Raw genomic sequence first — 24,065 nt, 5'->3', positions numbered from 1 at the left:
GGTCACCGCAAACTCCTGCACCGGCAGCGGGTACTCTACTACCGTCGCGGTGTTGGGCGCGGCATCGGCAACAGCGGCGCTCTCCGCGCCTGCACCATCGCCCAGGGAGGTGTTCCTATATAGTTTGTCAATTCCGTGGGTGAGTTTGTTGGGGGGTGTGAAGGGTTTCTGCTTTTCCTTGTGGATGTTGTTTTCGGGCACGGTGAGGAGCCGATTGGGCTTGCTGTGCAATCGGCTTGAGGTGAGGGTCTGTTGGTTCTAGGCTGCTGCGGCCTCCTGGACTGTGGAGATGTCTCGGTAGAGCTCGCCGTTTCGCATCATGGCGAAGAGAACGTTGAGGCGCCGGCGTGCGAGTGCGACGACTGCGGCGTTGTGTCTTTTGCCTTCTTTGCGTTTTCGTTCATAGAATTGCCGGGAACGCTCGTGGAATCTGATCGATGCAAAAGACGATTGCCATAGGGCGTTCTTTAATTTTTTGTTGCCAGCCCGGTTAGGCGAATTCGACATGATAGACGTTCCTGACTGATTCGTCCGCGGTGATAGCCCTGCATAGGATGCTAGGTGCGCTGCATCGGGGAAGTCGGACATATCGCCAACAGTCATGAGGATCTGCGCTGCGCTACGCGGGCCGATACCAGGCATGGATAAAAGAATCTCGGTCTGCGGAATGTCCTGAATCAGCTTGAGTACCTGCGCTTCGATTTCTTTACGATGCTCGAGTTTGGTTAGTGCATCTGTGGCGGACATTGCTACGCCAAGTTCGGCGTATTCTGCGCCGGCAATGGATACGGTCTGTTCGTGGATGGCAGCAAGCATGGCATCGATGGGACCTGACCCCCATGTGGTGGACACCTGATATCCAGCCCAGTCGAGCTGGGAAGAAAGGTAATCTACCACCATGTCCAGGTACTCCGAACAGTTCAAACGCGATGCCGTAGCCCTCTATGAGAACAACGAGGATCTCTCGCTGAACTCAGCATCAGCTGAGCTCGGTATCAACCGTACCTCGCTACATTCTTGGGTCAAAAAGTACGGCACTGGCAAACGTGCCCGCACGAAGGCCGTGCACGATCAAGCCCAAGCGGCGAATGATTCTGCGCGAATCCGTCAGCTGGAAAAAGAAGTCTCTAAGCTGCGCGAAGAACGCGACATCCTGCGTAAGGCCGCGAAATATTTTGCCGAAGAGACTCACTGGTGATCCGCTTCCAGTTTGTCGATGACCACCGAACCGAGTACTCGGTTAAGCGGATGTGCGATGTGTTAAAGCTGAATCGTTCCTCGTTTTACAAGTGGGTGAGCACCCGTAAAAACGCTGGTTAAAGATGTATTCTGATGCCGTTATTGGTGCAAGAATCAAGACCATCTTCGATGATGAGCACGGGCTTTATGGTGCTAAACGCATCGCCGCAAGCCTCAAGGAGGACACGACGTATACCCCGATCAATCACAAGAAAGTTGCACGCATCATGAAATCCATGGGGTTAAAAGGCTTTAGCAAACGGCGTCGATGCATTACTACCAGGCGTAAGCCTGGTCACCGTGTCATGCCAGATCTAGTAGGCCGCAAGTTCACAGCTGGCGAGCCAAATCGTGTGTATGTCGGTGACATTACTTACCTGCCGTGTAGGGGAGGCAAAAACATGTACCTTGCCACAGTCATTGACACGTATTCACGTAAACTTGCAGGTTATGCACTCGCAGACCACATGCGGGTCTCACTAGTTATCGATGCTCTAGCCCACGCACACGGCGTGCGCGGCAGTCTTGACGGGACTATTTTCCATTCCGATCACGGCAGCGTGTACACCTCACAAGCCTTTAGGAACTACTGCTCGTCGTGAGGTGTGCGCCAGTCCATGGGCGCGGTTGGAACGAGTGCCGATAATGCCCTGGCAGAATCCTTTAACGCCACCTTAAAGCGGGAAGTGCTGCGTGATCGGAAAGTCTTTGACAACCCAATTAGCTGTCGTCAAGAGGTCTTCCGGTGGTGCATGCGCTACAACACGCGCAGGCGGCACTCCTGGTGCAATCTCGTAGCTCCTGATGTCTTTGAAGCCGAGACTTCGGCTATACTGACCACAGCAGCATAGCTAGCCCCCGATGTGTCCACTTTCCGGGGGTCGGGCCCGTGGGTGAAAAGCCACCAGTCCATGGTGATGCGCTGATGCTCATCGAACATGCCACGATGATTGCCTGCTAAGTCTTTAAGCTGTTTGTTGATGCCGCCTTCCAGCAGGTTCGTGGTGGATTTTAAGTCCTGGGTGACACCACCAGGCGGGGTAAGAAAGACAAATAGTTGTCTTGCGTGGATGAGTTTCTCTAACCGTTTGAGGGCCCTGCGGGCGTTGCGGTGGGTGTACCACCATTTCTGGTTAGGGCTGACCCATTTGGGTACTTGGCCTGGCGGTATGGTGCTGCGATAGGTTCGCTCTTTAAGCCAATCAGCAAAGGTGATGCGGGTGTGGTGGACTGCAGTGGTAAACCGTGCAGCATCTTCGGGACTGTATACCTTAACAAGCATGCAGCCCAGTTTCCGGATTGCTTTATGTGCTGGATGAATCGGATTGCGGCTGATGTCGGCGAAGGTGTTGCGCTGGACGTGAACAAGACATCGCTGGATGGTCACATCGGGCCATTTAGCCTGTAGTGCTTTTAAGGCTCCACCTGCTCCGTCGGTGGGGTGTCAGATGCGAGTTTTTGGTACCGGTGTTCTGGGGACTCGGTACTGTCGTGTTCCGGGTAGTTGGTACCGGGCCGAGGGGTACGTCGGCCCGGGCCGTTAGTCTTAGTCGTCTGGGGTGGTCGGGGCGGTGGCTTTACGCATGTCGAAGTCTCCGATATGGATTCGGTGGCCGTTGTTGAGGCGGCTTACGAGTGAATCGGCTCCGACTCTGTCTGGCAGTGTTTCAACCCAGTAGGCGGCAGCTGATTGGGAAGAGATCAGTGTTGGGAGCCTTCCGTCGCGGTCGAATATGATCTTGGCTAGGTCTTCTTGCCCGCGCTGGTTGATGCTGATGGTCATAAAGTCGTCGATGATAAGGACATCGACGTTGATCAGTTTCCGCATCTTATCGAGGTAGTTTTGGTCAGTCGGTGAGAAGACCGCCAGCATGTCTACAAGTTGATCCAGCCGGTAGTACGCCACGGAATATCCGGCTTTGCATGCGGCGATGCCGATGGCGCAGGCAATGTATGTCTTGCCTGTTCCGGTCGGTGCGAGGATGTGTATGTTGGTCGGGTTTTCCCGCCAGTTGGTTGCTGCGATTCGTTTCAGCTGGCGCATGTTGATACCACGTTGTTCTGCCCGGGTGATTTCAGCCAGGCTTGCATCCGGGTATCGGAATTGTGCCTGGGTGATGGCCTTGGCGATATTGCGCTGTTGGCGTTGTGTGTAGGCTTCTTCGACTGCGGCGAGGAAGATGTCTTCTGGTAGCGCATCCGCATAGGCCTCGTCGTTGACAACCTCGTAGAAGATGTCAGCGAAGGTTGATACACGAAGCTTGCGCATTTTTGCCCGCACAATCTCGTCGTCGATGCTGCTCATGATTTTTCACACTCCTTCTAGTTTTCGTAGTGGTCAGCAGGCCGGATAAAGACGGCATCGGCCACGTCGCCGGTAAGCGGGGTACTTGGGCGTGGTTGGCGCTTGGCCACAGGCTGTGTTTTTGGCCCTGGTTCCCCGGGATGTTGTTGGGCGTGGGCAATGTCAGTCTGGAGGCGTTTGATCACTGCCATCGTTGGGGCCAGCTTCTTGTCCACGACCTGCTGGCAGGCAGGTTCCAGGGTGGCTTTGTTGTGCTTTTTGCCCAGGTTGGCCAACACGTTGCGTGCCTGGATGAGTCCGCGGGGTACGGCGGCACTATTGCGGTCGAGGATCATCGCTATGACTGCGTGCGTTGCTGCCCCAAACGACGAGGCCCAGGCCAAAAGCTCATCACGGGTAAGCGCCTTGTGGCCTTCATCATCGCCACGCGGCCCATGCTGAGGGTTGGTGGAATACCGGTATTTGAATCCGTGAAGGCGCGTGTGTTCAGCAACAAGCTGCTCCCCGTTGAAGACGCTCACCAGTTGCGGGGTGAGCCTGACTGTTACCGACTCTCCTACCAGCTGAAATGGCACTGAGTAGTACTGGTAGTCACAGGTGATGTGCCAGTTGCGATCGACTTTAAGCCGCTTATAAGACACTTCCGTAAACGGCGTCGGCGGAAGATCCCGCATCATTGGTGCTTCTTCTTTATCAAAGCGCATCTGCCGTGTTGAGCCATCAGGCCGCGTCATTGCGCCGTTGATAACAGCAAGACGGCAAGCGATCGCCTCATTAAGCTCATCAAGGTTATAGAAGACCTCGTTGCTAAAGTAACCCAGGATTTTGGTGTAGGCGATTTTCACGGCACGCTCTACCGCTGCCTTGTCACGAGGCCTGCCGGGCCTAGTCGGCACAATCGTGACCCCGTAATAGTCAGCAAACGCTGCGTAGCGGTCAGTGACCATCCGGTATGTAGAGGTCTTCTTCGGCCGATAAGTCGCCGTAGAAGCATTATCTGGCACGATGATTGCTGGTACTTTGCCAAGATAATTCAACGCCTTAACATGGCACTCAATCCACGCCGACATCTTCTCATTCGCAGCAGCAGTAACGTACATCAGCCCTGAGTACGGGCTGACCGAGACAAACAATGACGCCTTGAACACGGTATCACCACTGGCCTGATCTACTACAGGCACTTTGTCACCGGCCCAGTCGACATAAAGCTCTTGCCCTGGCTCATGGGTGATAACTTCGACGAGATCGTTGGCACGCAGAAATTCATTGAGCCCACTGCAGAACTGGGAGTACTGGTACTTTGTCTTATCCGTCGGACAAGGCTTCGACACGTAGTCCATCCACAGCTTATGCCTGGTCACATGCTTCGTACCTTTCAGCTTGCGTGCAAGAGCATGAAAATCAGGCTGGTCGTAGGGCAACGACCGCTTACTCCGGCCATCACTGAATCGATCATCGAACCATCCCGGTGGGAGCTGACGGAAACGCTCTGGAGTTAGTGCCTCATCGTTGATGACTTTCTTTGCTCGGGATACTTCTCGTCGTGAACATCCCAATGCATGTGTGATCTGCGCGTAGCTAGCACCATCAAGGCACATCGCGATGATCTGTTTGAAGTTAGCCACAAGGACCGGCTCCTTCCAAGTAGAAGTTGACGCAACACCAGCGGATTGTGGTGTCGCCAACATCAACTATGAAAGAAAACCCCTTGCAGTACCGGGTACGCGGAACACCGGTACCAACTACGCAGACTCGCGGTACCAACTACCCCAAATCGACAGGTGGTGACAACGAGTGGTTGCGCGATTTTGTCGAGCAGTTTCAGGTACTCATACGAGCTTTCGCGCAGGCACCAATGCCAGGCGATGACGTGTGTTTGGGTGCAGGCTACAAGCAGGCATTTTTTGTGAAAGTAGGTGCCGTCGATAAAGACTTGGTCATACACACGATGGGGATCTGTTGCTGTGGGCACGGTGATAAACCACAGCAGTGTGAACCACCGGGTCAAAGTGCGCCTTGTTACCCCGAGACGTGTGGCGAGATGGTCTGCGGATTCGCCGGAAAGAATCCAGTCGATAAAGATTTTAAAGTGCCGAATCTCGCTGGTGTGCGCGCGAGTATTAATCGACGATGCTTGGCACTGCGGGCACAGCCAGCGTTGGGTTCCTGCAGCTGTCTTGCCGTTCTTAACCAGTCCGTGGCCGCACATGTCACACGACGGCCGGAGAGTGTCTGATGGTTTGTGTGTGGGTACCTAACCCGCATAAGGAGATGAACCAGAATGACTACTGTGGCGAGACGAGATCCGGCTGATAAGGCCAAGATTGATGCGATTGAAAAGAAGCTTCTTGCTAACCCTGAAATCGCGAAACTGATTGATGACCTAGGCACGTCCACAACGGATGCCAATGACCTGGTTCGCGGCATGTTACAGGCCTCGATTACCAGGGGACTCAACGCTGAAATGGATGCCCATTTGGGCTACGAGTCTGGCGACAGGAGCGCTAAAGCTGCTGCTGGAACAGACAATCACCGCAACGGATCGTATCCAAAGACCGTGGATTCTAACTACGGGCCAGTCACCGTTGATGTGCCGAGAGATCGGGCTGGAACATTCTTGCCGACTATGGTCCCTAAAGGCTCGAGGAGATTGACCGATGTTGATGACATGATCGTCAGCTTGTACGCCGGTGGGATGACAATTAGGGACATCCAGCACCATATGGCAACGGCGATGCGTGTTGATATTTCCCATGAGACGATTTCTGCGGTTACTGACGCCGTGCTCGATGAGGTCATGGTCTGGCAAAACCGCCAGCTAGATGAGTTGGGCCCGACCCCCGGAAAGTGGACACATCGGGGGCTAGCTATGCTGCTGTGGTCAGTATAGCCGAAGTCTCGGCTTCAAAGACATCAGGAGCTACGAGATTGCACCAGGAGTGCCGCCTGCGCGTGTTGTAGCGCATGCACCACCGGAAGACCTCTTGACGACAGCTAATTGGGTTGTCAAAGACTTTCCGATCACGCAGCACTTCCCGCTTTAAGGTGGCGTTAAAGGATTCTGCCAGGGCATTATCGGCACTCGTTCCAACCGCGCCCATGGACTGGCGCACACCTAACGACGAGCAGTAGTTCCTAAAGGCTTGTGAGGTGTACACGCTGCCGTGATCGGAATGGAAAATAGTCCCGTCAAGACTGCCGCGCACGCCGTGTGCGTGGGCTAGAGCATCGATAACTAGTGAGACCCGCATGTGGTCTGCGAGTGCATAACCTGCAAGTTTACGTGAATACGTGTCAATGACTGTGGCAAGGTACATGTTTTTGCCTCCCCTACACGGCAGGTAAGTAATGTCACCGACATACACACGATTTGGCTCGCCAGCTGTGAACTTGCGGCCTACTAGATCTGGCATGACACGGTGACCAGGCTTACGCCTGGTAGTAATGCATCGACGCCGTTTGCTAAAGCCTTTTAACCCCATGGATTTCATGATGCGTGCAACTTTCTTGTGATTGATCGGGGTATACGTCGTGTCCTCCTTGAGGCTTGCGGCGATGCGTTTAGCACCATAAAGCCCGTGCTCATCATCGAAGATGGTCTTGATTCTTGCACCAATAACGGCATCAGAATACATCTTTAACCAGCGTTTTTACGGGTGCTCACCCACTTGTAAAACGAGGAACGATTCAGCTTTAACACATCGCACATCCGCTTAACCGAGTACTCGGTTCGGTGGTCATCGACAAACTGGAAGCGGATCACCAGTGAGTCTCTTCGGCAAAATATTTCGCGGCCTTACGCAGGATGTCGCGTTCTTCGCGCAGCTTAGAGACTTCTTTTTCCAGCTGACGGATTCGCGCAGAATCATGGTCAAGTCCTGGGTAGTGGTGTATCTGTTTTCGAATCTGGGGTTAGTTTCATGGCGGTGGTTTAGGGGCCATCTCGGGGATAAGGGGTGAGGGTATTCACGCGGCGATCTCCTGGTTGTTGTCGCGGTCCTCGTCGATGACCCCAGCGGCGATGATCTCTTTGGTCTGTGCCAGGCTGGTCAGTGACATATAACGCTTCTGTTGGATCCAGTCATCGTGCTGTTCGGCCAAAACCGCCCCAACAAGGCGCACAACAGCGTCTCGGTTTGGGAAGATTCCTACGACATCGGTACGCCGGCGGATCTCCCTATTGAGCCGTTCAGTGGGGTTATTCGACCAGATTTTGGTCCACACCGCTCTCGGCGCAGCGGTAAACGCCAACAGCTCGTCGAGACACTCCTCGAGGTAGGTGGCAACGTGAGGGAATTTCTGCTGGCAGAATTCAATAACCTCACGAGCTTGGGCCCACACACTAGCGGCATCGGGTTGCTGAAAGATTGTGTGAAACATCGCTGACAGAGTCGGCCATTGGGTTTTGGGAACCTGGGCCGAGAGGTTCTTCGCGAAGTGTGTTCGACACCGCTGCCAACTAGCCTGCGGCAGGCAGTCACCCACGGCTGCTTGAATACCAAGATGGGCATCACTAGTAACGAGGAATACCCCGGTCAGGCCACGGGCGATGAGGTCCCGAAAGAACCCGGTCCACGACGCGGTAGATTCCGCGGTGGCAACCTGCATGCCCAAAAGCTCTCGGTAGCCGTCAGCGTTGACACCTGTGGCCAGCAACACGCTGGTCTTTACGACACGTCCGCCTTCCCGCACCTTCATTGTCAGCGCGTCGCAGGAGACAAAGTGGTAGGGGCCTTGGTCAAGCCGGCGGGTGCGGAAGTCATCGACCATGTCATCGAGTTCTTTGGCCATCTGGCTGACCTGAGACTTCGACAAGTTGTTGATCCCAAGGGTGGCCACCAGGTCGTTCATCCTGCGAGTGGAGACTCCTTTCAGGTAGCAGGTGGCGATGACTGTGGTCAGGGCACGCTCGGTGCGGCTGCGGCGCTCTAGCAGCCAGTCAGGGAAAAATGCGCCGGTGCGTAGCTTCGGGATTGCCACATCAATGCTGCCGACTCGGGTATCAAGTTGGCGATGACGGTAGCCATTACGTGTGTTGGTGCGCTCGGCTGACACGGTGGCGTAATCAGCCCCGCAGACGGTGTCTGCTTGGGCGGAAAGAATCTGGTTGATGAAGTCAGTGAGCATTTGGCGCATCAAATCTGGGGACGCTTGAGTCAGTAGCTCTTCGAGATACGCGGTCGGATCGATATGATGAGGGTCAGCGGCCATCGCAGGGTACTTCCTTTCGAGGATAGGTAAGAGTTGATTCGAAAGGTACCCGCGATGGTCGCCTTCATGCACACCGGCACAAGACTTACCGCGGGCTACAGATACACCACGTTAGGGGACGCAACCAGAATCATTCGCCGCTTGGGCTTGATCGTGCACGGCCTTCGTGCGGGCACGTTTGCCAGTGCCGTACTTTTTGACCCAAGAATGTAGCGAGGTACGGTTGATACCGAGCTCAGCTGATGCTGAGTTCAGCGAGAGATCCTCGTTGTTCTCATAGAGGGCTACGGCATCGCGTTTGAACTGTTCGGAGTACCTGGACATGGTGGTAGATTACCTTTCTTCCCAGCTCGACTGGGCTGGATATCAGGTGTCCACCACATGGGGGTCAGGTCCCACACCGAAGACCCTGTACCGCCACTGGATATAGCCAAGCAACAAGACTTCGGACGCCAAGGAGAAAAAGCCGCACGCGCAGCCTGGGCGAAAGAAGAGCCTAAACGACACGGCCACCCAGACGGGCGACCAGCCACATATGACACCCACATCGACAGCGAATGGAACCCCAGCTTAGGCATAAGAAAAGGCTGGGCCGGACGCGCCTAAATCCACACGAAATGTCCCTTAAGCCGGCTCCTACGGCTTGTACCAGCCGGCGAGGCTAGCAAAACGAAAGAAGAGGACGGTGGTGTGCCGTCCTCTTCTTGTTGTATTTTGTTGTGTTTGTTGTTTGGTGTCGGCGGTGACTTACTCTCCCACAACCTCCCGGTTGCAGTACCATCAGCGTGTGCAGGCTTAGCTTCCGGGTTCGGAATGGGACCGGGCGTTTCCCTGCAGCTATTGACCACCGACAAACATACGAAGCATTCAGACCCTTAGGTGTGCTTTCGGGTGTTGTGTCAGATACTGCATAGTGGACGCGGTCACGACAGTGACTGTTTCTTCTTCTTACTTTTTTGTTGTGTTACACCGAGTGTGTTGGTGTTTGTTGTGGTCAATTAGTACCAGTAGCCTTCACACCTTACAGTGCTTCCAGGTCTGGCCTATCTACCCTATCGTCTTTAGGGGACCTTAACGAAACCTCATCTTAAAACAGGCTTCCCGCTTAGATGCTTTCAGCGGTTATCCCTTCCGTACGTAGCCAACCAGCGATACCCCTGGCGGGATAACTGGCACACTAGAGGTACGTCCGTCCCGGTCCTCTCGTACTAGGGACAGCTTTCTTCAAGTTTCAACGCGCGCGGCGGATAGAGACCGAACTGTCTCACGACGTTCTGAACCCAGCTCGCGTGCCGCTTTAATGGGCGAACAGCCCAACCCTTGGGACCTACTCCAGCCCCAGGATGCGACGAGCCGACATCGAGGTGCCAAACCATCCCGTCGATATGGACTCTTGGGGAAGATCAGCCTGTTATCCCCGGGGTACCTTTTATCCGTTGAGCGACACCACATCCACAAGTAGGTGCCGGATCACTAGTCCCGACTTTCGTCCCTGCTCGACATGTCTGTCTCACAGTCAAGCTCCCTTGTGCACTTACACTCACCACCTGATTGCCAACCAGGCTGAGGGAACCTTTGGGCGCCTCCGTTACATTTTGGGAGGCAACCGCCCCAGTTAAACTACCCACCAGGCACTGTCCCCAACCCAGATCATGGGCCAAGGTTAGATGCTCAATCCGATCAGAGTGGTATTTCAACAACGACTCCACCACCACTAGCGTGATAGCTTCCAAGTCTCCCACCTATCCTACACAAACCGAACCAAACACCAATACCAAGCTATAGTGAAGGTCCCGGGGTCTTTTCGTCCTGCCGCGCGTAACGAGCATCTTTACTCGTAGTGCAATTTCACCGGGCCTGTGGTTGAGACAGCAGAGAAGTCGTTACGCCATTCGTGCAGGTCGGAACTTACCCGACAAGGAATTTCGCTACCTTAGGATGGTTATAGTTACCACCGCCGTTTACTGGGGCTTAAATTCTCAGCTTCGCCAACAAAGTTGACTAACCGGTCCTCTTAACCTTCCAGCACCGGGCAGGCGTCAGTCCATATACATCAACTTAACGTCTTCGCATGGACCTGTGTTTTTGATAAACAGTCGCTTCCCTCTATTCTCTGCGACCCCACAACGCTTCCAGCCGCTTGGGCCTTCACGTCGTAAGGCCCCCCTTCTCCCGAAGTTACGGGGGCATTTTGCCGAATTCCTTAACCACAGTTCACCCGAACGCCTTAGTATTTTCAACCTGACTACCTGTGTCGGTTTAGGGTACGGGCCATACACACACATCGCTAGAGGCTTTTCTCGACAGTACAGGATCACCACCATCAACCCCAATGGGTCTACGCATCACGTCTCAACCACAATGTGCGGCGGATTTACCTACCACACGATCTACACGCTTACACCACCAATCCAATAAGTGGCGTGGCTACCTCACTGCGTCACCCCATCACTTGAACCACACATCAGGCCCCACGACATCAACACCACCAACACTCAAAGAGTCTTAGTAGTGCATCCGCGGTGGTTAGTATCAGTGCTTTATCATGGGCGCGCATGTACGGGTACCAGAATATCAACTGGTTATCCATCGACTACGCCTGTCGGCCTCGCCTTAGGTCCCGACTCACCCTGGGAAGACGAACTTGACCCAGGAACCCTTAGTCATCCGGCGGATAGGATTCTCACCTATCAATTCGTTACTCATGCCTGCATTCTCACTCGCACACAGTCCACGCCTCCTTACGGTAACGCTTCCACCCATGCACGACGCTCCCCTACCCAAACAAAAAATGCTTGCCGCGGCTTCGGCGGTGTACTTGAGCCCCACTACATTGTCGGCGCAGAACCACTCGACCAGTGAGCTATTACGCACTCTTTCAAGGATGGCTGCTTCTAAGCCAACCTCCTGGCTGTCTTCGCGATCCCACATCCTTTTCCACTTAGTACACCCTTAGGGGCCTTAACCGGCGATCTGGGCTGTTTCCCTCTCGACTATGAAGCTTATCCCCCACAGTCTCACTGCCGTACAACACAATTAGTGGCATTCGGAGTTTGGCTGACATTGCTAAGATTGTAGTCCCGCTCAACCAACCAGTCGCTCTACCTCCACCAAGCTATAATACGACGCTGCACCTAAATGCATTTCGGGGAGAACCAGCTATCACGGAGTTTGATTGGCCTTTCACCCCTACCCACAGCTCATCCCCGCAGTTTTCAACCTACGTGGGTTCGCGCCTCCACAACCTCTTACAGCTGCTTCACACTGGCCATGGGTAGATCACCCCGCTTCGGGTCCAGGACATGCCACTATACACCCCATTAGGATTCGGTTTCCCTACGGCTACCCCACACGGGTTAACCTCGCGACATGCCGCTGACTCGCAGGCTCATTCTTCAAAAGGCACGCCATCACACACAAACGGTGCTCTGACGGATTGTAAGCACATGGTTTCAGGAACTATTTCACTCCCCTCCCGGGGTACTTTTCACCATTCCCTCACGGTACTCATACACTATCGGTCACACTGAGTATTTAGGCTTACCGGGTGGTCCCGGCAGATTCACAGCAGATTCCACGAGCCCGCTGCTACTCGGGCAACCCAACAACCCACATGCCATTGTCTTCAACTACAGGACTCTCACCTTCTCCGGCAGGCCATTCCAAACCACTTCACCTAACAACAACACACGAGCACGATGATGGTAGTCACCGTCAATTAGGGCCCACAACACCGCACACACAACCCCTACCAGGTATCACATGCACACGGTTTAGCCTCATCCACGTTCGTTCGCCACTACTAGCAGAATCATTATTATTTTCTCCTCCTACGGGTACTGAGATGTTTCACTTCCCCGCGTAAACCCCCACAACAGCTATGAATTCACTGAAGGGTAACCCCACATAACCAGGGCCAGGTTTCCCCATTCGGACATCCTCGGATCAACGCTCAATTGACAACTCCCCGAGGCTTAACGCAGCCTTTCACGTCCTTCATCGGCTCAGCATGCCAAGGCATCCACCATGCGCCCTTAATAACGAACACACAAACCACCACACACAAACATGCGGGTGGCCACACAAGTGAACTTGACAAAAATTGATTAAAGAAAAAAGAAATCACACAAACACACACAAACAAACCACAAAAGCAGCCTATCTAGTGTGTTTAATGCTCGCGTCCACTATACAGTTCTCACACAACACCCCAACCACACCCTGCCAACACAAAAAATGTCAACAAGCCTTATGGTCAGGCACAAAAAAGGGGATAATGCCCCAGACACCCAACAATGCACCAACATACAAACAACAATTACTTTTCACTGTGCACGGACAACGTGTGTCACAAAGCGCCATTCAAACACTTAGTTCGTCTCTTGAGCGTGTGTTTCACCCGGACAATTTTCAATAATAAAAGTTGGCAGCATGACACTCGCATACTCAACCAACCACAGGGTGCAACTGCACCCGAAAAATAAAAGCTCCTTAGAAAGGAGGTGATCCACCCGCACCTTCCGGTACGGGTACCTTGTTACGACTTCGTCCCAATCGCCGATCCCACCTTCGACGGCTCCCTAACAAGTTTGGGCCACCGGCTTCGGGTGTTACCAACTTTCATGACGTGACGGGCGGTGTGTACAAGGCCCGGGAACGTATTCACCGCAGCATTGCTGATCTGCGATTACTAGCGACTCCGACTTCATGGGGTCGAGTTGCAGACCCCAATCCGAACTAAGGCCGGCTTTCAGCGATTCGCTCCACCTCACAGTGTCGCTGCGCGTTGTACCGACCATTGTAGCATGTGTGAAGCCCTGGACATAAGGGGCATGATGATTTGACGTCATCCCCACCTTCCTCCGAGTTGACCCCGGCAGTCTCTCATGAGTCCCCAACCAAATGCTGGCAACATAAGACAAGGGTTGCGCTCGTTGCGGGACTTAACCCAACATCTCACGACACGAGCTGACGACAACCATGCACCACCTGTACACCAGCCACAAAGGGAAAGACTATCTCTAGCCCGATCCAGTGTATGTCAAGCCCAGGTAAGGTTCTTCGCGTTGCATCGAATTAATCCACATGCTCCGCCGCTTGTGCGGGCCCCCGTCAATTCCTTTGAGTTTTAGCCTTGCGGCCGTACTCCCCAGGCGGGGCGCTTAATGCGTTAGCTACGGCACGAAAGTCGTGAAAAGACCCTCACACCTAGCGCCCACCGTTTACGGCATGGACTACCAGGGTATCTAATCCTGTTCGCTACCCATGCTTTCGCTCCTCAGCGTCAGTAACTGCCCAGTAACCTGCCTTCGCCATCGGTGTTCCTCCTGATATCTGCGCATTTCACCGCTACACCAGGAATTCCAGTTACCCCTACAGTACTCAAGTTATGCCCGTATCGCCTGCACGCCCGGAGTTAAGCCCCGGAATTTCACAGACGACGCGACAAACCACCTACGAGCCCTTTACGCCCAGTAATTCCGGACAACGCTCGCACCCTACGTATTACCGCGGCTGCTGGCACGTAGTTAGCCGGTGCTTCTTATCTAGGTACCGTCACAAAAAGCTTCGTCCCTAGCGAAAGGAGTTTACAACCCGAAGGCCGTCATCCCCCACGCGGCGTCGCTGCATCAGGCTTGCGCCCATTGTGCAATATTCCCCACTGCTGCCTCCCGTAGGAGTCTGGGCCGTATCTCAGTCCCAATGTGGCCGTCCACCCTCTCAGGCCGGCTACCCGTCGCCGCCTTGGTAGGCCATTACCCCACCAACAAGCTGATAGGCCGCGAGCTCATCCTACACCGAAAAAACTTTCCAACCATCACACTAAAAATGGCTCCTATCCGGTATTAGACCCAGTTTCCCAGGCTTATCCCGAAGTGCAGGGCAGATCACCCACGTGTTACTCACCCGTTCGCCACTCGAGTACCCTGCAAGCAGGGCCTTTCCGTTCGACTTGCATGTGTTAAGCACGCCGCCAGCGTTCGTCCTGAGCCAGGATCAAACTCTCCACAAAAAAATTTCAGAACAACATCCGAAACAGGCCGTGAAAAGCCCGAAACCTAACAAAAGAACAAACCACCACAAACCACACAAAAATGCAGCCCATGCTGGCGTCCAAAAAATTACTACAAAGAAAAAATACAGTTCCCTCAACCCGACGGGGTCAAAAAGAGGAAACCAAAAAAGTTGAACACAATCACATGCCAACCAATCCATCTCAATGCAGCCGAAACACCAAACAGCATTCAAATGAGTACGTGTTCCACATACCCAACCGGCACACACCAACCAACAAACCACCTAGGCCTGTTGGCAGACAAACCAATCAACACACAACCATGCACACAAAAAATAAAAAGTACATTGGCACACTATTGAGTTCTCAAACATCATCCGCACACCACAAGAAAATTAACCTACCGTTAACCTCTCGTTGGCGGCTCGTACAAACTTACTCAACTCAATGAACCCTGTCAAATCCTTGAACCAAGTCCGCACGAAATTCGCTCAAACGTAACCAACCGGCTACCTCGCGGCGACTTGGATTAATGTAGTCCAACCCCACCAACAATGACAAATCCCCAGCACACGACGGAAAACGGTGTGCTGGGGGCGTCGTTAAAAGAGCTCTTCTTCTTGAGTTCTTTCAATTGTGGCGCCGAGGCGCTGCAGGTTTTCTACAAAGTTGGGGTATCCGCGGTCGATGTGGAAGACATCGTGGACCGTAGTGGTCTCATCCGCGCACAGTGCAGAAAGTACAAGACCCGCACCCGCACGAATATCGGAACTCCACACGTGAGTAGAAGAGAGTCGTTCTTTACCGCGGACTACTACATGGTGACCGTCAACCTGGGCGTCGGCACCCAAGCGCAGCATTTCATCCACAAAGCGGAAGCGGGATTCAAAGACATTCTCCGTAATGACGGTCGTTCCGTCCGCAATGGCAGAGATACCAATAGCCATCGGCTGCAGGTCGGTGGGGAATCCCGGAAATGGCAGGGTCTGGTAGTCCACAGCCTGTGGTCGCTGATCCATGCGCACGCGGAAACCATTCTCATAGGTCTCTAGTTCCGCACCGGCAGACTTCAGCTTTTCCAGCGGCAGGTGCAGGTGGCGCGGGGAAATTCCACCCACGGTGATATCGCCCTGGGTCATGGCAGCAGCGTACGCCCACGTGCCGGCCACAATTCGGTCACCAATAACCTCATGCTGGGTGGGCTGCAGCTTATCGACGCCGCGGATGGTTACCACCGAGCTTCCCTCGCCCTCGATATCGGCACCCATGGACTTGAGCATGGTGCACAGATCGACGATCTCCGGCTCGCGAGCCGCGTTATGGAGAACGGTTTCCCCTTCGGCGAGGACCGCAGCGGTAAGAATATTTTCGGTTGCGCCTACGGACGGGAAGTCCAGGCGGATATTCGCACCTCGCAGGTGCGTAGCCTCTGCCACGACGGCACCGTGTTCAATACGGGTGGTGGCGCCGAGCTTTTCTAGGCCGGTTTGGTGCATATCGAGCGGGCGCGAACCAATCGCGTCCCCACCGGGCAACGCTACCTTCGCGTGGCCACAGCGAGAGGTCAAAGGACCAAGCACGCAGACGGATGCGCGGAATTGGCGGACCGCATCAAAATCCGCGTTGGATTGCGGCTGTGCAGGGGTAGTAATCCGGACCTCAGAGCCCTCGATGACTACCTCGCAGCCGAGCCCCTCGAGGACCTTCTTCATGAGGGGGACGTCCAGAATTTCTGGGCAGTTGGTCAGCGTCGTAGTGCCCTCCGCCAGCAAGGATGCGGCCATGAGCTTCAAGACGCTATTTTTCGCGCCATCTACTTTAACGGTGCCCTCCAGGCGGGCACCGCCGGAAACAATAAACTGATCTTTCACAACTGCCTACGCTACCGGTTCTTAAGGCAACGCGCCGATGCGACGGGCGGCATTAACCGCCTCGTAGCGGGTATGCGCACCGAGTTTACGCATTACCGAGCGCAAATAAGACTTCACGGTTTCTGCGCCGATACCCATTTCCTCGGCCGCTTCTACGTTGGTGTGGCCTAGGGCCACACAAGAGAGAACGTCGAGTTCGCGGGCGGAGAGCTTGGTGGATTGCTTCACGCGCACCGGCGAGACCATCTGGTCACACAGCGTCTCTAGCTCCTTGCGCAGCTCTTCGTCTTCTACACGGTTGGCCAGCATGCGCAGCTTGGAGTGGGTGGAGCGCACTTGTTCCCACTCGGCACCGTTCATGACGTGGCCGCGAGCCGCTCCGCCCTTGGACCCATCGGCACGTCGCATGGCGGAATTAACGGCCAGGTCTTGCTCGAGGGTGCGCGCGGTCATCGTCACTTCTTCAATGACCTTGTCGCCCAAACGAACTGGGGAGTGCACGCCTACGTAGAGGACGCCGCGAATTTCGCGCTGCACAGTAACGGGCACGGCCACAATGGAGTGCAGGCCCTCGTCCTGGATTACGCGGTCGTTCTCGTGCGAGATGGTGGTGGCACGCGTGTAGTCGGATACACCTACCGCACGGCGAGTGCTGACCACTCGGCCACCTACACCGACGCCGGAGTCAATGATCAGATTCTGCAGCGCTGGGGTGCGTAGCCCCACCCACTGTGTGATCTGCAGGCGATTATCGGGCAGCAGCGTGGCGTACATCGTCACCGGAATACCTGTAGCGGTCTTCAGGGACGACAGGGCCGCGCGTACGGATTCTTCATCATCTTTGAGGCGATGCGACTCCATGAGACTCTTTCCTCGTCGGGGGTAACCAAGCAGGTGTACCCGTCCTCCCCCGGGAATTTGGGGACCAGCGGGCAACTGAGTGGAAGTATAGACAGCATGTGGGGGTAATTCGAAATCGCCCTCGGCTTATCCGGCACTGCAATCCCACATGGAATGCCCGAATGCCCGGTCTAGAATGTATATACTGACTGGTCTACTTGTGTAGTGTACGCTTGCGTTGTACGCGATTTGAACCCAAATCTGATTCCTGAAGGAGTCCACAGAATGGCTGTCTACAACAACATTATGGAAACCGTCGGCGGCACCCCGCTGGTCCGCCTGAACCGCCTCACCGAGGGCAAGGGCGCCACCGTGCTTGCCAAGGTCGAGTCCTTTAACCCGGCTAACTCCGTGAAGGACCGCATCGGCAAGGCCATCGTTGAGGCCGCTGAAAAGTCCGGCCAGCTCAAGCCAGGCGGCACCATCGTGGAGGCCACCTCCGGCAACACCGGCATCGCCCTAGCCCTGGCTGGCGCCACCTTGGGCTACAAGGTCATCCTGACCATGCCGGAGACCATGTCCAATGAGCGCAAGGTGCTGCTGCGTGCCTACGGCGCAGAAATCGTGCTGACCCCGGGCGCTGCGGGCATGCAGGGCGCCGTCGACAAGGCGAATGAAATTGTCGCCGAGACCGATAACGCCATCCTTGCCGCACAGTTTGCTAACGAGGCGAACCCGAAGATTCACGAGGAAACCACCGGCCCAGAGATTTGGGAAGACGCCGAGGGCAAGGTTGACGCCTTCGTTGCTGGCGTAGGCACCGGCGGCACCGTTACCGGTGTGGGTCGCTTCCTGAAGTCCAAGAACCCAGACCTGCACTTGGCTGCGGTCGAGCCGTCCGACTCCCCTGTCCTGTCTGAAGGCCACGCTGGCCCGCACAAGATTCAGGGCATCGGCGCCAACTTCGTTCCTGAGGTGCTTGACCGCGAGCTTCTCGACGAAGTCTTTACCGCCACCACCGAGGAGTCCATCAAGGCATCCCGCGACCTGGCTACCCAGGAAGGCCTGCTGGTTGGCATCTCCGCCGGCGCGAACGTTTCCGCAGCCCTGAAGCTGGCGGAGCGCCCAGAGTTCGAGGGCAAGACCATCGTGGTTGTCCTGCCGGACTTCGGTGAGCGCTACGTCTCCACCATCCTCTTCGAGGACATCCGCGAAGCTTAAATTACTTCGCTTGAATAAAAGCACCCGCCAACCTTGGCGGGTGCCTTTTTTATGCCAGTACTATGTGGGCATGAACATTATGAGCTACATCCGTGAAGACTTAGCAAATGCAAGAGATCACGATCCGGCCGCGCGTGGCGACGTCGAAAATGCAGTAGTGTACTCCGGCCTCCACGCGGTGTGGTCTCACCGCATTTCGCACTGGATGTGGAAGCGTGGGCTGCGCGGGCCCGCGCGCATCTTGGCGCAGATTAACCGCTTCTTTACCGGCGTGGAGATCCACCCGGGCGCCACAATCGGCCGCCGCTTCTTTATTGACCATGGCATGGGCATTGTCATTGGTGAAACCGCAGAGATTGGCGATGGTGTCATGCTCTACCACGGTGTCACCCTCGGCGGCCAGGTGCTTACCCAGACCAAGCGCCACCCCACTATCGAAGACAATGTGACCATCGGTGCGGGCGCCAAGGTGCTCGGTCCCATTACGATCGGTGAAGGATCGGCCATTGGCGCCAATGCCGTGGTGACGAAGGACGTTCCGGCCGAAAATATCGCGGTGGGCATTCCGGCCAAGAACCGTCCGCGCAACCCGAATGAGCGCATCAAACTGGTCGACCCTGATTACTACATCTAAATTCTCTCCCAGCGGCTCACAGGCAACTGCGGGCCGCTTTTTATATGCCTTCTGGGCGCAGCAGGTCGCGGTATTCGGGATTCTTTTCGATAAAGTGCGCCACGGCGGAGCAGGAAGCAATGACTTGCTTGCCGACGCCTCGGACGTCGTCAAGCGCTGCCTTAATCAGCGGCGCCGATAATCCTTGGCCGCGGAAGGCATCCTTGATGACGGTGTGGTTGAACTCGCGGGTCGTGCCGGCATCTACGTAGTAACACGCGCCCGCCTCGACACCGTCCACGGTAAGGACGTAGCGGGACTTATCTGTCTGGTGTGCAATAGCATGTTCCATGTGCCCATACTAAGCAAAAATGGCCCCTCTTACGAGGAGCCATTATTGTGGCCAGAGCCAGGATCGAACTGGCGACCCCACACTTTTCAGGCGTGTGCTCTACCGACTGAGCTATCTGGCCAGAAACCCGAAGGTTTCCGCGACCCTGACGGGACTTGAACCCGCGACCTCCGCCGTGACAGGGCGGCGCGCTAACCAACTGCGCCACAGGGCCATTTTTAATTATGTGTGTGCTCTTGGGCACGGATAGATACTTTACAGAAGACTCCCAAGACTCACCAAATCAGCACGTCAGAACGCTATTTAGGCGGTGAAAGCGGATCGTTTCCGCCCAAGTTCATCTCGAATCGTTTGTAGTCTTCCAGCGAGGAAAAGTGCCGCGAATAGAGGTCACAATCTCGATCCACATGGCCGTAGAGGGCGGGTGCGACGTCGACAATGTGGCGCAGCTTCAGGCCCTCATATTCCTGCTCGCGAGTCCATTCAACGGCCTTGCGGTGCGCCTCCTCATCCGAATCTGCATAGATGAGAAAGAAGTCCTCTCGGAAGAAGTTAGAATGCTCCGAGCTTTCGGAGGCGAGCTCAAAGACAGCGATTCCGACGTATGGTTCCATGGCGCCAGCCTAACAAAACCAAAAGCAGCAACCGCCGAAGCGATTGCTGCTCATTCTGCGACCTTGACGGGACTTGAACCCGCGACCTCCGCCGTGACAGGGCGGCGCGCTAACCAACTGCGCCACAAGGCCAATCGAATATTCAATTCGAACCAACACTTTCGTGTTGGTACCCCCAACGGGATTCGAACCCGTGCCGCTGCCGTGAAAGGGCAGTGTCCTAGGCCGCTAGACGATGGGGGCCCGTCGCGCTAAGGCGACTTCTAGAAATATACTGGAGACCTCACCGAGTTACAAAATCGCTCCCCCAGAAAGATTAGGAACCATGTCTGACCAGCATCAAACGTGCTCCTGCCACGAGCCGCACGTGCACGGATATAACGCGGATTCTAAGAGCAAGGATCGCTACCTCGCCAGACTCAAGCGCATTGAGGGGCAGGCTCGCGGCATCCACCGGATGGTCGAGGAAGACCAATACTGCATCGACATCATCACCCAGATTTCGGCGGTGAAGTCGGCGCTGGAAAATGTCTCGCTAGCGCTCCTAGAAGACCATATTGAGCACTGTGTGGCCGGTGCCGCCGCCGAGGATGGCGAGGTAGCCACCGAGAAGCTAGAAGAGGCTATGCGCGCCATTAAGAAGATGGTGAAAAACTAAAAGGAGCCACCCGAAAAGGTGGCTCCAGTTGTGGGCCCTGTGGGGATCGAACCCACGACCTGCGGATTAAAAGTCCGTAGCTCTACCAACTGAGCTAAAGGCCCAACGTCGCTACATTTTAGCTTGCGGTATTTGCAAAGTCCTAATTAGGGGGCGTCGGCAAGCGAAAGGCGCCCAGCTCGCCGCTGAGCGCCTGCCGGGGCGTGGCTAGATTAGCCGCGCATATCGCCCTTCTCCATGAAGCGGACCTGGAAGTCAAAGGCGGTCTTCAGGTCGTGCGGGGTGTGCTGGAACTTGTTTTCCTTGGCACGGTTGAAGTACTCCTCGAGCAACGGACGGTAATCCGGGTGCGCGACGGAGATGACCTTCTCCACGCGTTCCTTCGGCGCCAGGCCGCGGAGGTCAGCCACGCCGTACTCGGTAATGATGACCATGGTGTCGTGCTCGGTGTGGTCCGTGTGGGACACAAACGGAACCAGCGCGGAAATTGCGCCGTCCTTGGCCACGGACGGGGAAACGAAGGTGGAGATATAAGCATTGCGGGTGAAGTCACCCGAGCCACCGGTGCCGTTCATGATGCGGGAGCCGGATACGTTGGTGGAGTTGATATTGCCGTAGATATCGGCCTCAATCATGCCGTTGGAGGAAATCAGGCCGACGCGGCGAATGACCTCTGGGTGATTGGAAACCTGCTGCGGGCGGAGGATGATGTGCTTGCGGTAGCGCTCCGCCTCCTCATTCATCTTCTCCGCGTAGTCCGGGGACAGCGCGAAGGAGGTGGCGGAAGCCATGGTCATCTTGCCCGCATCGATGAGATCGAGCATGCCGTCCTGAATGACCTCGGTATAGGCCTGAATATTCTCAAACTTGGAATCCAGCAGGCCGGCCATCACGGCGTTGGGGACATTGCCCACGCCAGACTGCATGATGAACTTGTCGTACTCCAGGCGGCCCGCAGCGACCTCCCCCTCGAGGAACTCGATGAAGTTGGCAGCGATCTTCTCAGAAACCTCGTCCGGTTCCTTGAATGGTGCGTTGCGGTCTGGGGCATCGGTCTTGACCACTGCAACAACCTTGTCCTCCGGCACCTCCATGTAGGTGGTACCAATGCGGTCACCCGGCTTAGTGATAGGGATTGGCTGGCGGTTAGGCAGCTTTTCAATGCGGTAGATATCGTGCATGCCCTCGAGGTTGATGGACTGCCACTCATTGATCTCGATGATGATCTTATCGGCAGCCTCGATGAACTCGAGGTTATTGCCCACCGCGGAGGACGGCACCACGTGGCCTCCTTCGGTGATCCGGACCGCCTCAATAATGGCTACCTGGAAGTCACCATAGAAGCCCTCCTCTACCTGCTGGCCCGAGTGAGACAGGTGGATATCCTGGTAAAGCGCGGTGCCATCATTGAACTGCTTACGCAGGGTGGGATCGGAGTTATAAGGAGAGCGGAAGCGAATCGCCTCAGCTTCCGCCAGAACACCATCGCAGTCCGGGGCGGTGGAAGCACCGGAGAAGACGTCGATCTTAAATTCCTCGCCCTTTTCATGAAGAGCCTTGGCCTTCTCTGCAATGGCGGTGGGCAGGCCCTTGGGGTAGCCAGCACCGGTGAAGCCGGAAATGCCCACGCGGTCACCGTGGTTGACGTGCTGAGCAGCCTCTTCTGCGGAAACTACGAGCTTCTCGAATGGGGCGTACGCGATTCTCTCGGACAAGGGTAATCCTCCTTCATTAAGGGGCCAGCCAAAATAACGGCCGTCCTAAATAGTTACACAGCCCACATTAGCGAATCTTTGCAAGATTTCCACCACTTTTGTGTGACCCCTACCCCATAAAGCCAAAAGAGGGTACGTCGCCACTGTGGGCCCGGTTGCTATTTTCCCCCGTTAACTAGCACAATTGGGGCGTGAATTTGCGCATTGGACACTACGATTCTCTCCTCCCCCGTCATCCTCGCCCCGATGGCGGGGGTAACCAACGTTGCCTTCCGCACGTTGTGCCGAGAGCAGGAGCTGCAACGCACCGGCACGGTGTCGGGCCTCTATGTCTGCGAGATGGTCACCGCCCGCGCCTTGGTGGAGCGCAATGAAAAGACGCTGCACATGACCACCTTTGCGCCGCAGGAAGATCCTCGTTCCCTACAGATCTATACGGTGGATCCGGAATATACCTACAAAGCCGCAAAGATGATCGTCGACGAAAACCTGGCGGACCACATCGATATGAACTTTGGCTGCCCGGTTCCCAAGGTGACCCGCCGCGGCGGCGGTTCCGCGCTGCCTTATAAGCGACGCCTCTTTGGCAATATCGTCTCCGCCGCGGTCAAGGCCACCGAGGGAACCACTATCCCGGTCACGGTGAAGATGCGCGTGGGCATTGACGACGAGCACCATACGCATCTCGACGCCGGGCGCATCGCCGTCGAGTCCGGTGCCGCCGCCGTTACCCTGCACGGCCGCACCGCCGCTCAGCGCTACTCCGGCGAAGCACGATGGGACGAAATCGCACGCCTCAAAGAGCATCTGGCAGATACTGGCGTGCCAGTGCTGGGCAATGGCGATATCTTCCGTGCCGAGGATGCCCGCCGCATGATGGAACAAACCGGCTGCGACGGCGTGCAGGTAGGCCGCGGCTGCCTCGGCCGTCCGTGGCTTTTTGCCGAGCTCGGCGCCGCACTGCGCGGCGAGTCCATTCCGGCAGAGCCCACCCTGGGCGAGGTCACCCAGGTAATCCTCCGCCACGCAGAGCTACTGGCGGAGCACGATGGCGAGGACAATGCTTCCCGCGATATCCGCAAGCACATCGGTTGGTACCTGCGTGGTTTCCCGGTTGGTGGCCAGGTCCGCGCGGGCTTAGCCCAGGTCAATTCCCTCGATGCCTTGCGTGAGCTCCTTGCACCTTGGGCAGAGTCCGACGCCCTGGCTGCCGACGCCGACGGAGCCCGCGGCCGCCAGGGCTCGCCATCCAAGGTGGCTTTGCCGGATGGTTGGCTCGACGATCCAGAAGACGACTGCGTTCCGGTTGCCGCTGACATTATGAACTCCGGCGGATAATCTAACAAAGGTATAAGAGCAGCTAGGGGCACACAGGAAACTTGCATTTATGCTCTACTTAAGTTGCGCAAG

12 protein-coding genes, 5 tRNA genes, 3 rRNA genes and 8 pseudogenes are annotated in these 24,065 nt (G+C 55.7%); 7 read left to right on the top strand and 21 right to left on the bottom strand.

Features of this window, described 5'->3' with window-relative positions:
- Positions 1-258: 258 nt before the first annotated feature.
- A pseudogene (locus tag ACKFRY_RS04785) lies at positions 259-825 on the bottom strand (transposase); the annotation flags it as partial.
- 73 nt (positions 826-898) lie between these two features.
- Here ACKFRY_RS04785 and ACKFRY_RS04780 point away from each other — a divergent pair.
- Positions 899-2,090, top strand: a pseudogene (locus ACKFRY_RS04780) (IS3 family transposase).
- Positions 2,091-2,116: 26 nt separating this feature from the next.
- Here the strand turns inward: ACKFRY_RS04780 and ACKFRY_RS04775 are convergent.
- From ACKFRY_RS04775 to ACKFRY_RS04760, 4 genes and pseudogenes are all read right to left on the bottom strand, one after another.
- A pseudogene (locus tag ACKFRY_RS04775) lies at positions 2,117-2,677 on the bottom strand (transposase); the annotation flags it as partial.
- 108 nt (positions 2,678-2,785) lie between these two features.
- Positions 2,786-3,544: an ATP-binding protein gene (locus tag ACKFRY_RS04770; protein WP_150851610.1), complete on the bottom strand. Its 759-nt coding sequence runs from the start codon at positions 3,542-3,544 to the stop codon at positions 2,786-2,788.
- Positions 3,545-3,561: 17 nt separating this feature from the next.
- Positions 3,562-5,169 carry an IS21 family transposase gene (gene istA, locus ACKFRY_RS04765; protein WP_150851611.1) on the bottom strand — a complete coding sequence of 536 codons (1,608 nt, stop codon included), beginning with the start codon at positions 5,167-5,169 and terminating at the stop codon, positions 3,562-3,564.
- A 155-nt stretch (positions 5,170-5,324) separates the two neighbouring features.
- Positions 5,325-5,753: pseudogene (locus tag ACKFRY_RS04760) on the bottom strand (IS256 family transposase); the annotation flags it as partial.
- 72 nt (positions 5,754-5,825) lie between these two features.
- Here ACKFRY_RS04760 and ACKFRY_RS04755 point away from each other — a divergent pair.
- Positions 5,826-6,380, top strand: a pseudogene (locus ACKFRY_RS04755) (transposase); the annotation flags it as partial.
- A 31-nt stretch (positions 6,381-6,411) separates the two neighbouring features.
- Here the strand turns inward: ACKFRY_RS04755 and ACKFRY_RS04750 are convergent.
- The 3 genes and pseudogenes from ACKFRY_RS04750 to ACKFRY_RS04740 form a co-directional block, all read right to left on the bottom strand.
- Positions 6,412-7,426, bottom strand: a pseudogene (locus tag ACKFRY_RS04750) (IS3 family transposase); the annotation flags it as partial.
- Positions 7,427-7,510: 84 nt separating this feature from the next.
- Positions 7,511-8,755, bottom strand: coding sequence for an IS256 family transposase (locus tag ACKFRY_RS04745; RefSeq protein WP_049377104.1), 1,245 nt, complete (start codon positions 8,753-8,755; stop codon positions 7,511-7,513).
- A gap of 159 nt (positions 8,756-8,914) precedes the next feature.
- A pseudogene (locus ACKFRY_RS04740) lies at positions 8,915-9,079 on the bottom strand (transposase); the annotation flags it as partial.
- A 69-nt stretch (positions 9,080-9,148) separates the two neighbouring features.
- On the opposite strand from ACKFRY_RS04740, the pseudogene ACKFRY_RS04735 reads away from it, so the two are divergent.
- A pseudogene (locus ACKFRY_RS04735) lies at positions 9,149-9,361 on the top strand (IS256 family transposase); the annotation flags it as partial.
- 128 nt (positions 9,362-9,489) lie between these two features.
- On the opposite strand, the gene rrf reads toward ACKFRY_RS04735, so the two are convergent.
- From rrf to ramA, 5 genes are all read right to left on the bottom strand, one after another.
- Positions 9,490-9,607, bottom strand: a 5S ribosomal RNA gene (rrf, locus tag ACKFRY_RS04730).
- Positions 9,608-9,734: 127 nt separating this feature from the next.
- Positions 9,735-12,803 (bottom strand): 23S ribosomal RNA (locus ACKFRY_RS04725).
- 447 nt (positions 12,804-13,250) lie between these two features.
- Positions 13,251-14,768, bottom strand: a 16S ribosomal RNA gene (locus tag ACKFRY_RS04720).
- The 16S, 23S and 5S rRNA genes sit together here, the layout of an rRNA operon.
- A 605-nt stretch (positions 14,769-15,373) precedes the next feature.
- Positions 15,374-16,642, bottom strand: a complete 1,269-nt coding sequence (murA, locus tag ACKFRY_RS04715) for a UDP-N-acetylglucosamine 1-carboxyvinyltransferase (RefSeq protein WP_005325837.1) — start codon at positions 16,640-16,642, stop codon at positions 15,374-15,376.
- Between the two features lie 21 nt (positions 16,643-16,663).
- Positions 16,664-17,503, bottom strand: coding sequence for an acetate metabolism transcriptional regulator RamA (gene ramA, locus ACKFRY_RS04710; RefSeq protein WP_005325834.1), 840 nt, complete (start codon positions 17,501-17,503; stop codon positions 16,664-16,666).
- 264 nt (positions 17,504-17,767) lie between these two features.
- On the opposite strand from ramA, the gene cysK reads away from it, so the two are divergent.
- The gene (gene cysK, locus ACKFRY_RS04705; protein ID WP_408923304.1) at positions 17,768-18,703 is read left to right on the top strand and encodes a cysteine synthase A; all 936 of its coding nucleotides are present in this window, start codon (positions 17,768-17,770) and stop codon (positions 18,701-18,703) included.
- A gap of 70 nt (positions 18,704-18,773) precedes the next feature.
- Positions 18,774-19,337 (top strand): serine O-acetyltransferase EpsC, encoded by a 564-nt coding sequence (epsC, locus tag ACKFRY_RS04700; protein WP_034668818.1) that lies wholly within the window; start codon positions 18,774-18,776, stop codon positions 19,335-19,337.
- A gap of 40 nt (positions 19,338-19,377) precedes the next feature.
- Here epsC and ACKFRY_RS04695 read toward each other — a convergent pair whose 3' ends face one another.
- From ACKFRY_RS04695 to ACKFRY_RS04670, 6 genes are all read right to left on the bottom strand, one after another.
- On the bottom strand, positions 19,378-19,668 hold the full coding sequence (locus tag ACKFRY_RS04695; protein ID WP_408923303.1) for a GNAT family N-acetyltransferase: 291 nt from the start codon (positions 19,666-19,668) through the stop codon (positions 19,378-19,380).
- A gap of 48 nt (positions 19,669-19,716) precedes the next feature.
- Positions 19,717-19,789, bottom strand: a tRNA-Phe gene (locus ACKFRY_RS04690).
- Between the two features lie 19 nt (positions 19,790-19,808).
- Positions 19,809-19,882, bottom strand: a tRNA-Asp gene (locus tag ACKFRY_RS04685).
- 85 nt (positions 19,883-19,967) lie between these two features.
- Positions 19,968-20,282, bottom strand: a complete 315-nt coding sequence (locus ACKFRY_RS04680; protein ID WP_200435779.1) for a DUF4288 domain-containing protein — start codon at positions 20,280-20,282, stop codon at positions 19,968-19,970.
- 58 nt (positions 20,283-20,340) lie between these two features.
- Positions 20,341-20,414: transfer RNA gene (locus tag ACKFRY_RS04675), tRNA-Asp, on the bottom strand.
- Between the two features lie 35 nt (positions 20,415-20,449).
- Positions 20,450-20,525: transfer RNA gene (locus ACKFRY_RS04670), tRNA-Glu, on the bottom strand.
- Between the two features lie 82 nt (positions 20,526-20,607).
- On the opposite strand from ACKFRY_RS04670, the gene ACKFRY_RS04665 reads away from it, so the two are divergent.
- Positions 20,608-20,940 carry a metal-sensitive transcriptional regulator gene (locus ACKFRY_RS04665; RefSeq protein ID WP_005325826.1) on the top strand — a complete coding sequence of 111 codons (333 nt, stop codon included), beginning with the start codon at positions 20,608-20,610 and terminating at the stop codon, positions 20,938-20,940.
- A 31-nt stretch (positions 20,941-20,971) separates the two neighbouring features.
- On the opposite strand, the gene ACKFRY_RS04660 is transcribed toward ACKFRY_RS04665, so the two are convergent.
- Positions 20,972-21,044 (bottom strand) — tRNA-Lys (locus ACKFRY_RS04660).
- A 108-nt stretch (positions 21,045-21,152) separates the two neighbouring features.
- Positions 21,153-22,655 carry an acetyl-CoA hydrolase/transferase family protein gene (locus ACKFRY_RS04655; protein ID WP_408923302.1) on the bottom strand — a complete coding sequence of 501 codons (1,503 nt, stop codon included), beginning with the start codon at positions 22,653-22,655 and terminating at the stop codon, positions 21,153-21,155.
- Between the two features lie 246 nt (positions 22,656-22,901).
- On the opposite strand from ACKFRY_RS04655, the gene dusB reads away from it, so the two are divergent.
- Complete coding sequence (gene dusB / locus ACKFRY_RS04650) at positions 22,902-23,993, top strand: tRNA dihydrouridine synthase DusB (protein WP_408923413.1); 1,092 nt, start codon at positions 22,902-22,904, stop codon at positions 23,991-23,993.
- The last annotated feature ends 72 nt before the right edge of the window (positions 23,994-24,065 follow it).

Origin of the sequence: Corynebacterium tuberculostearicum, assembly GCF_046097255.1 — a bacterium.
Taxonomy (GTDB): domain Bacteria; phylum Actinomycetota; class Actinomycetes; order Mycobacteriales; family Mycobacteriaceae; genus Corynebacterium; species Corynebacterium tuberculostearicum_J.
The sequence above is the reverse complement of the archived record's forward strand: the minus strand, read 5'-3'. Positions and strand labels throughout refer to the sequence as shown.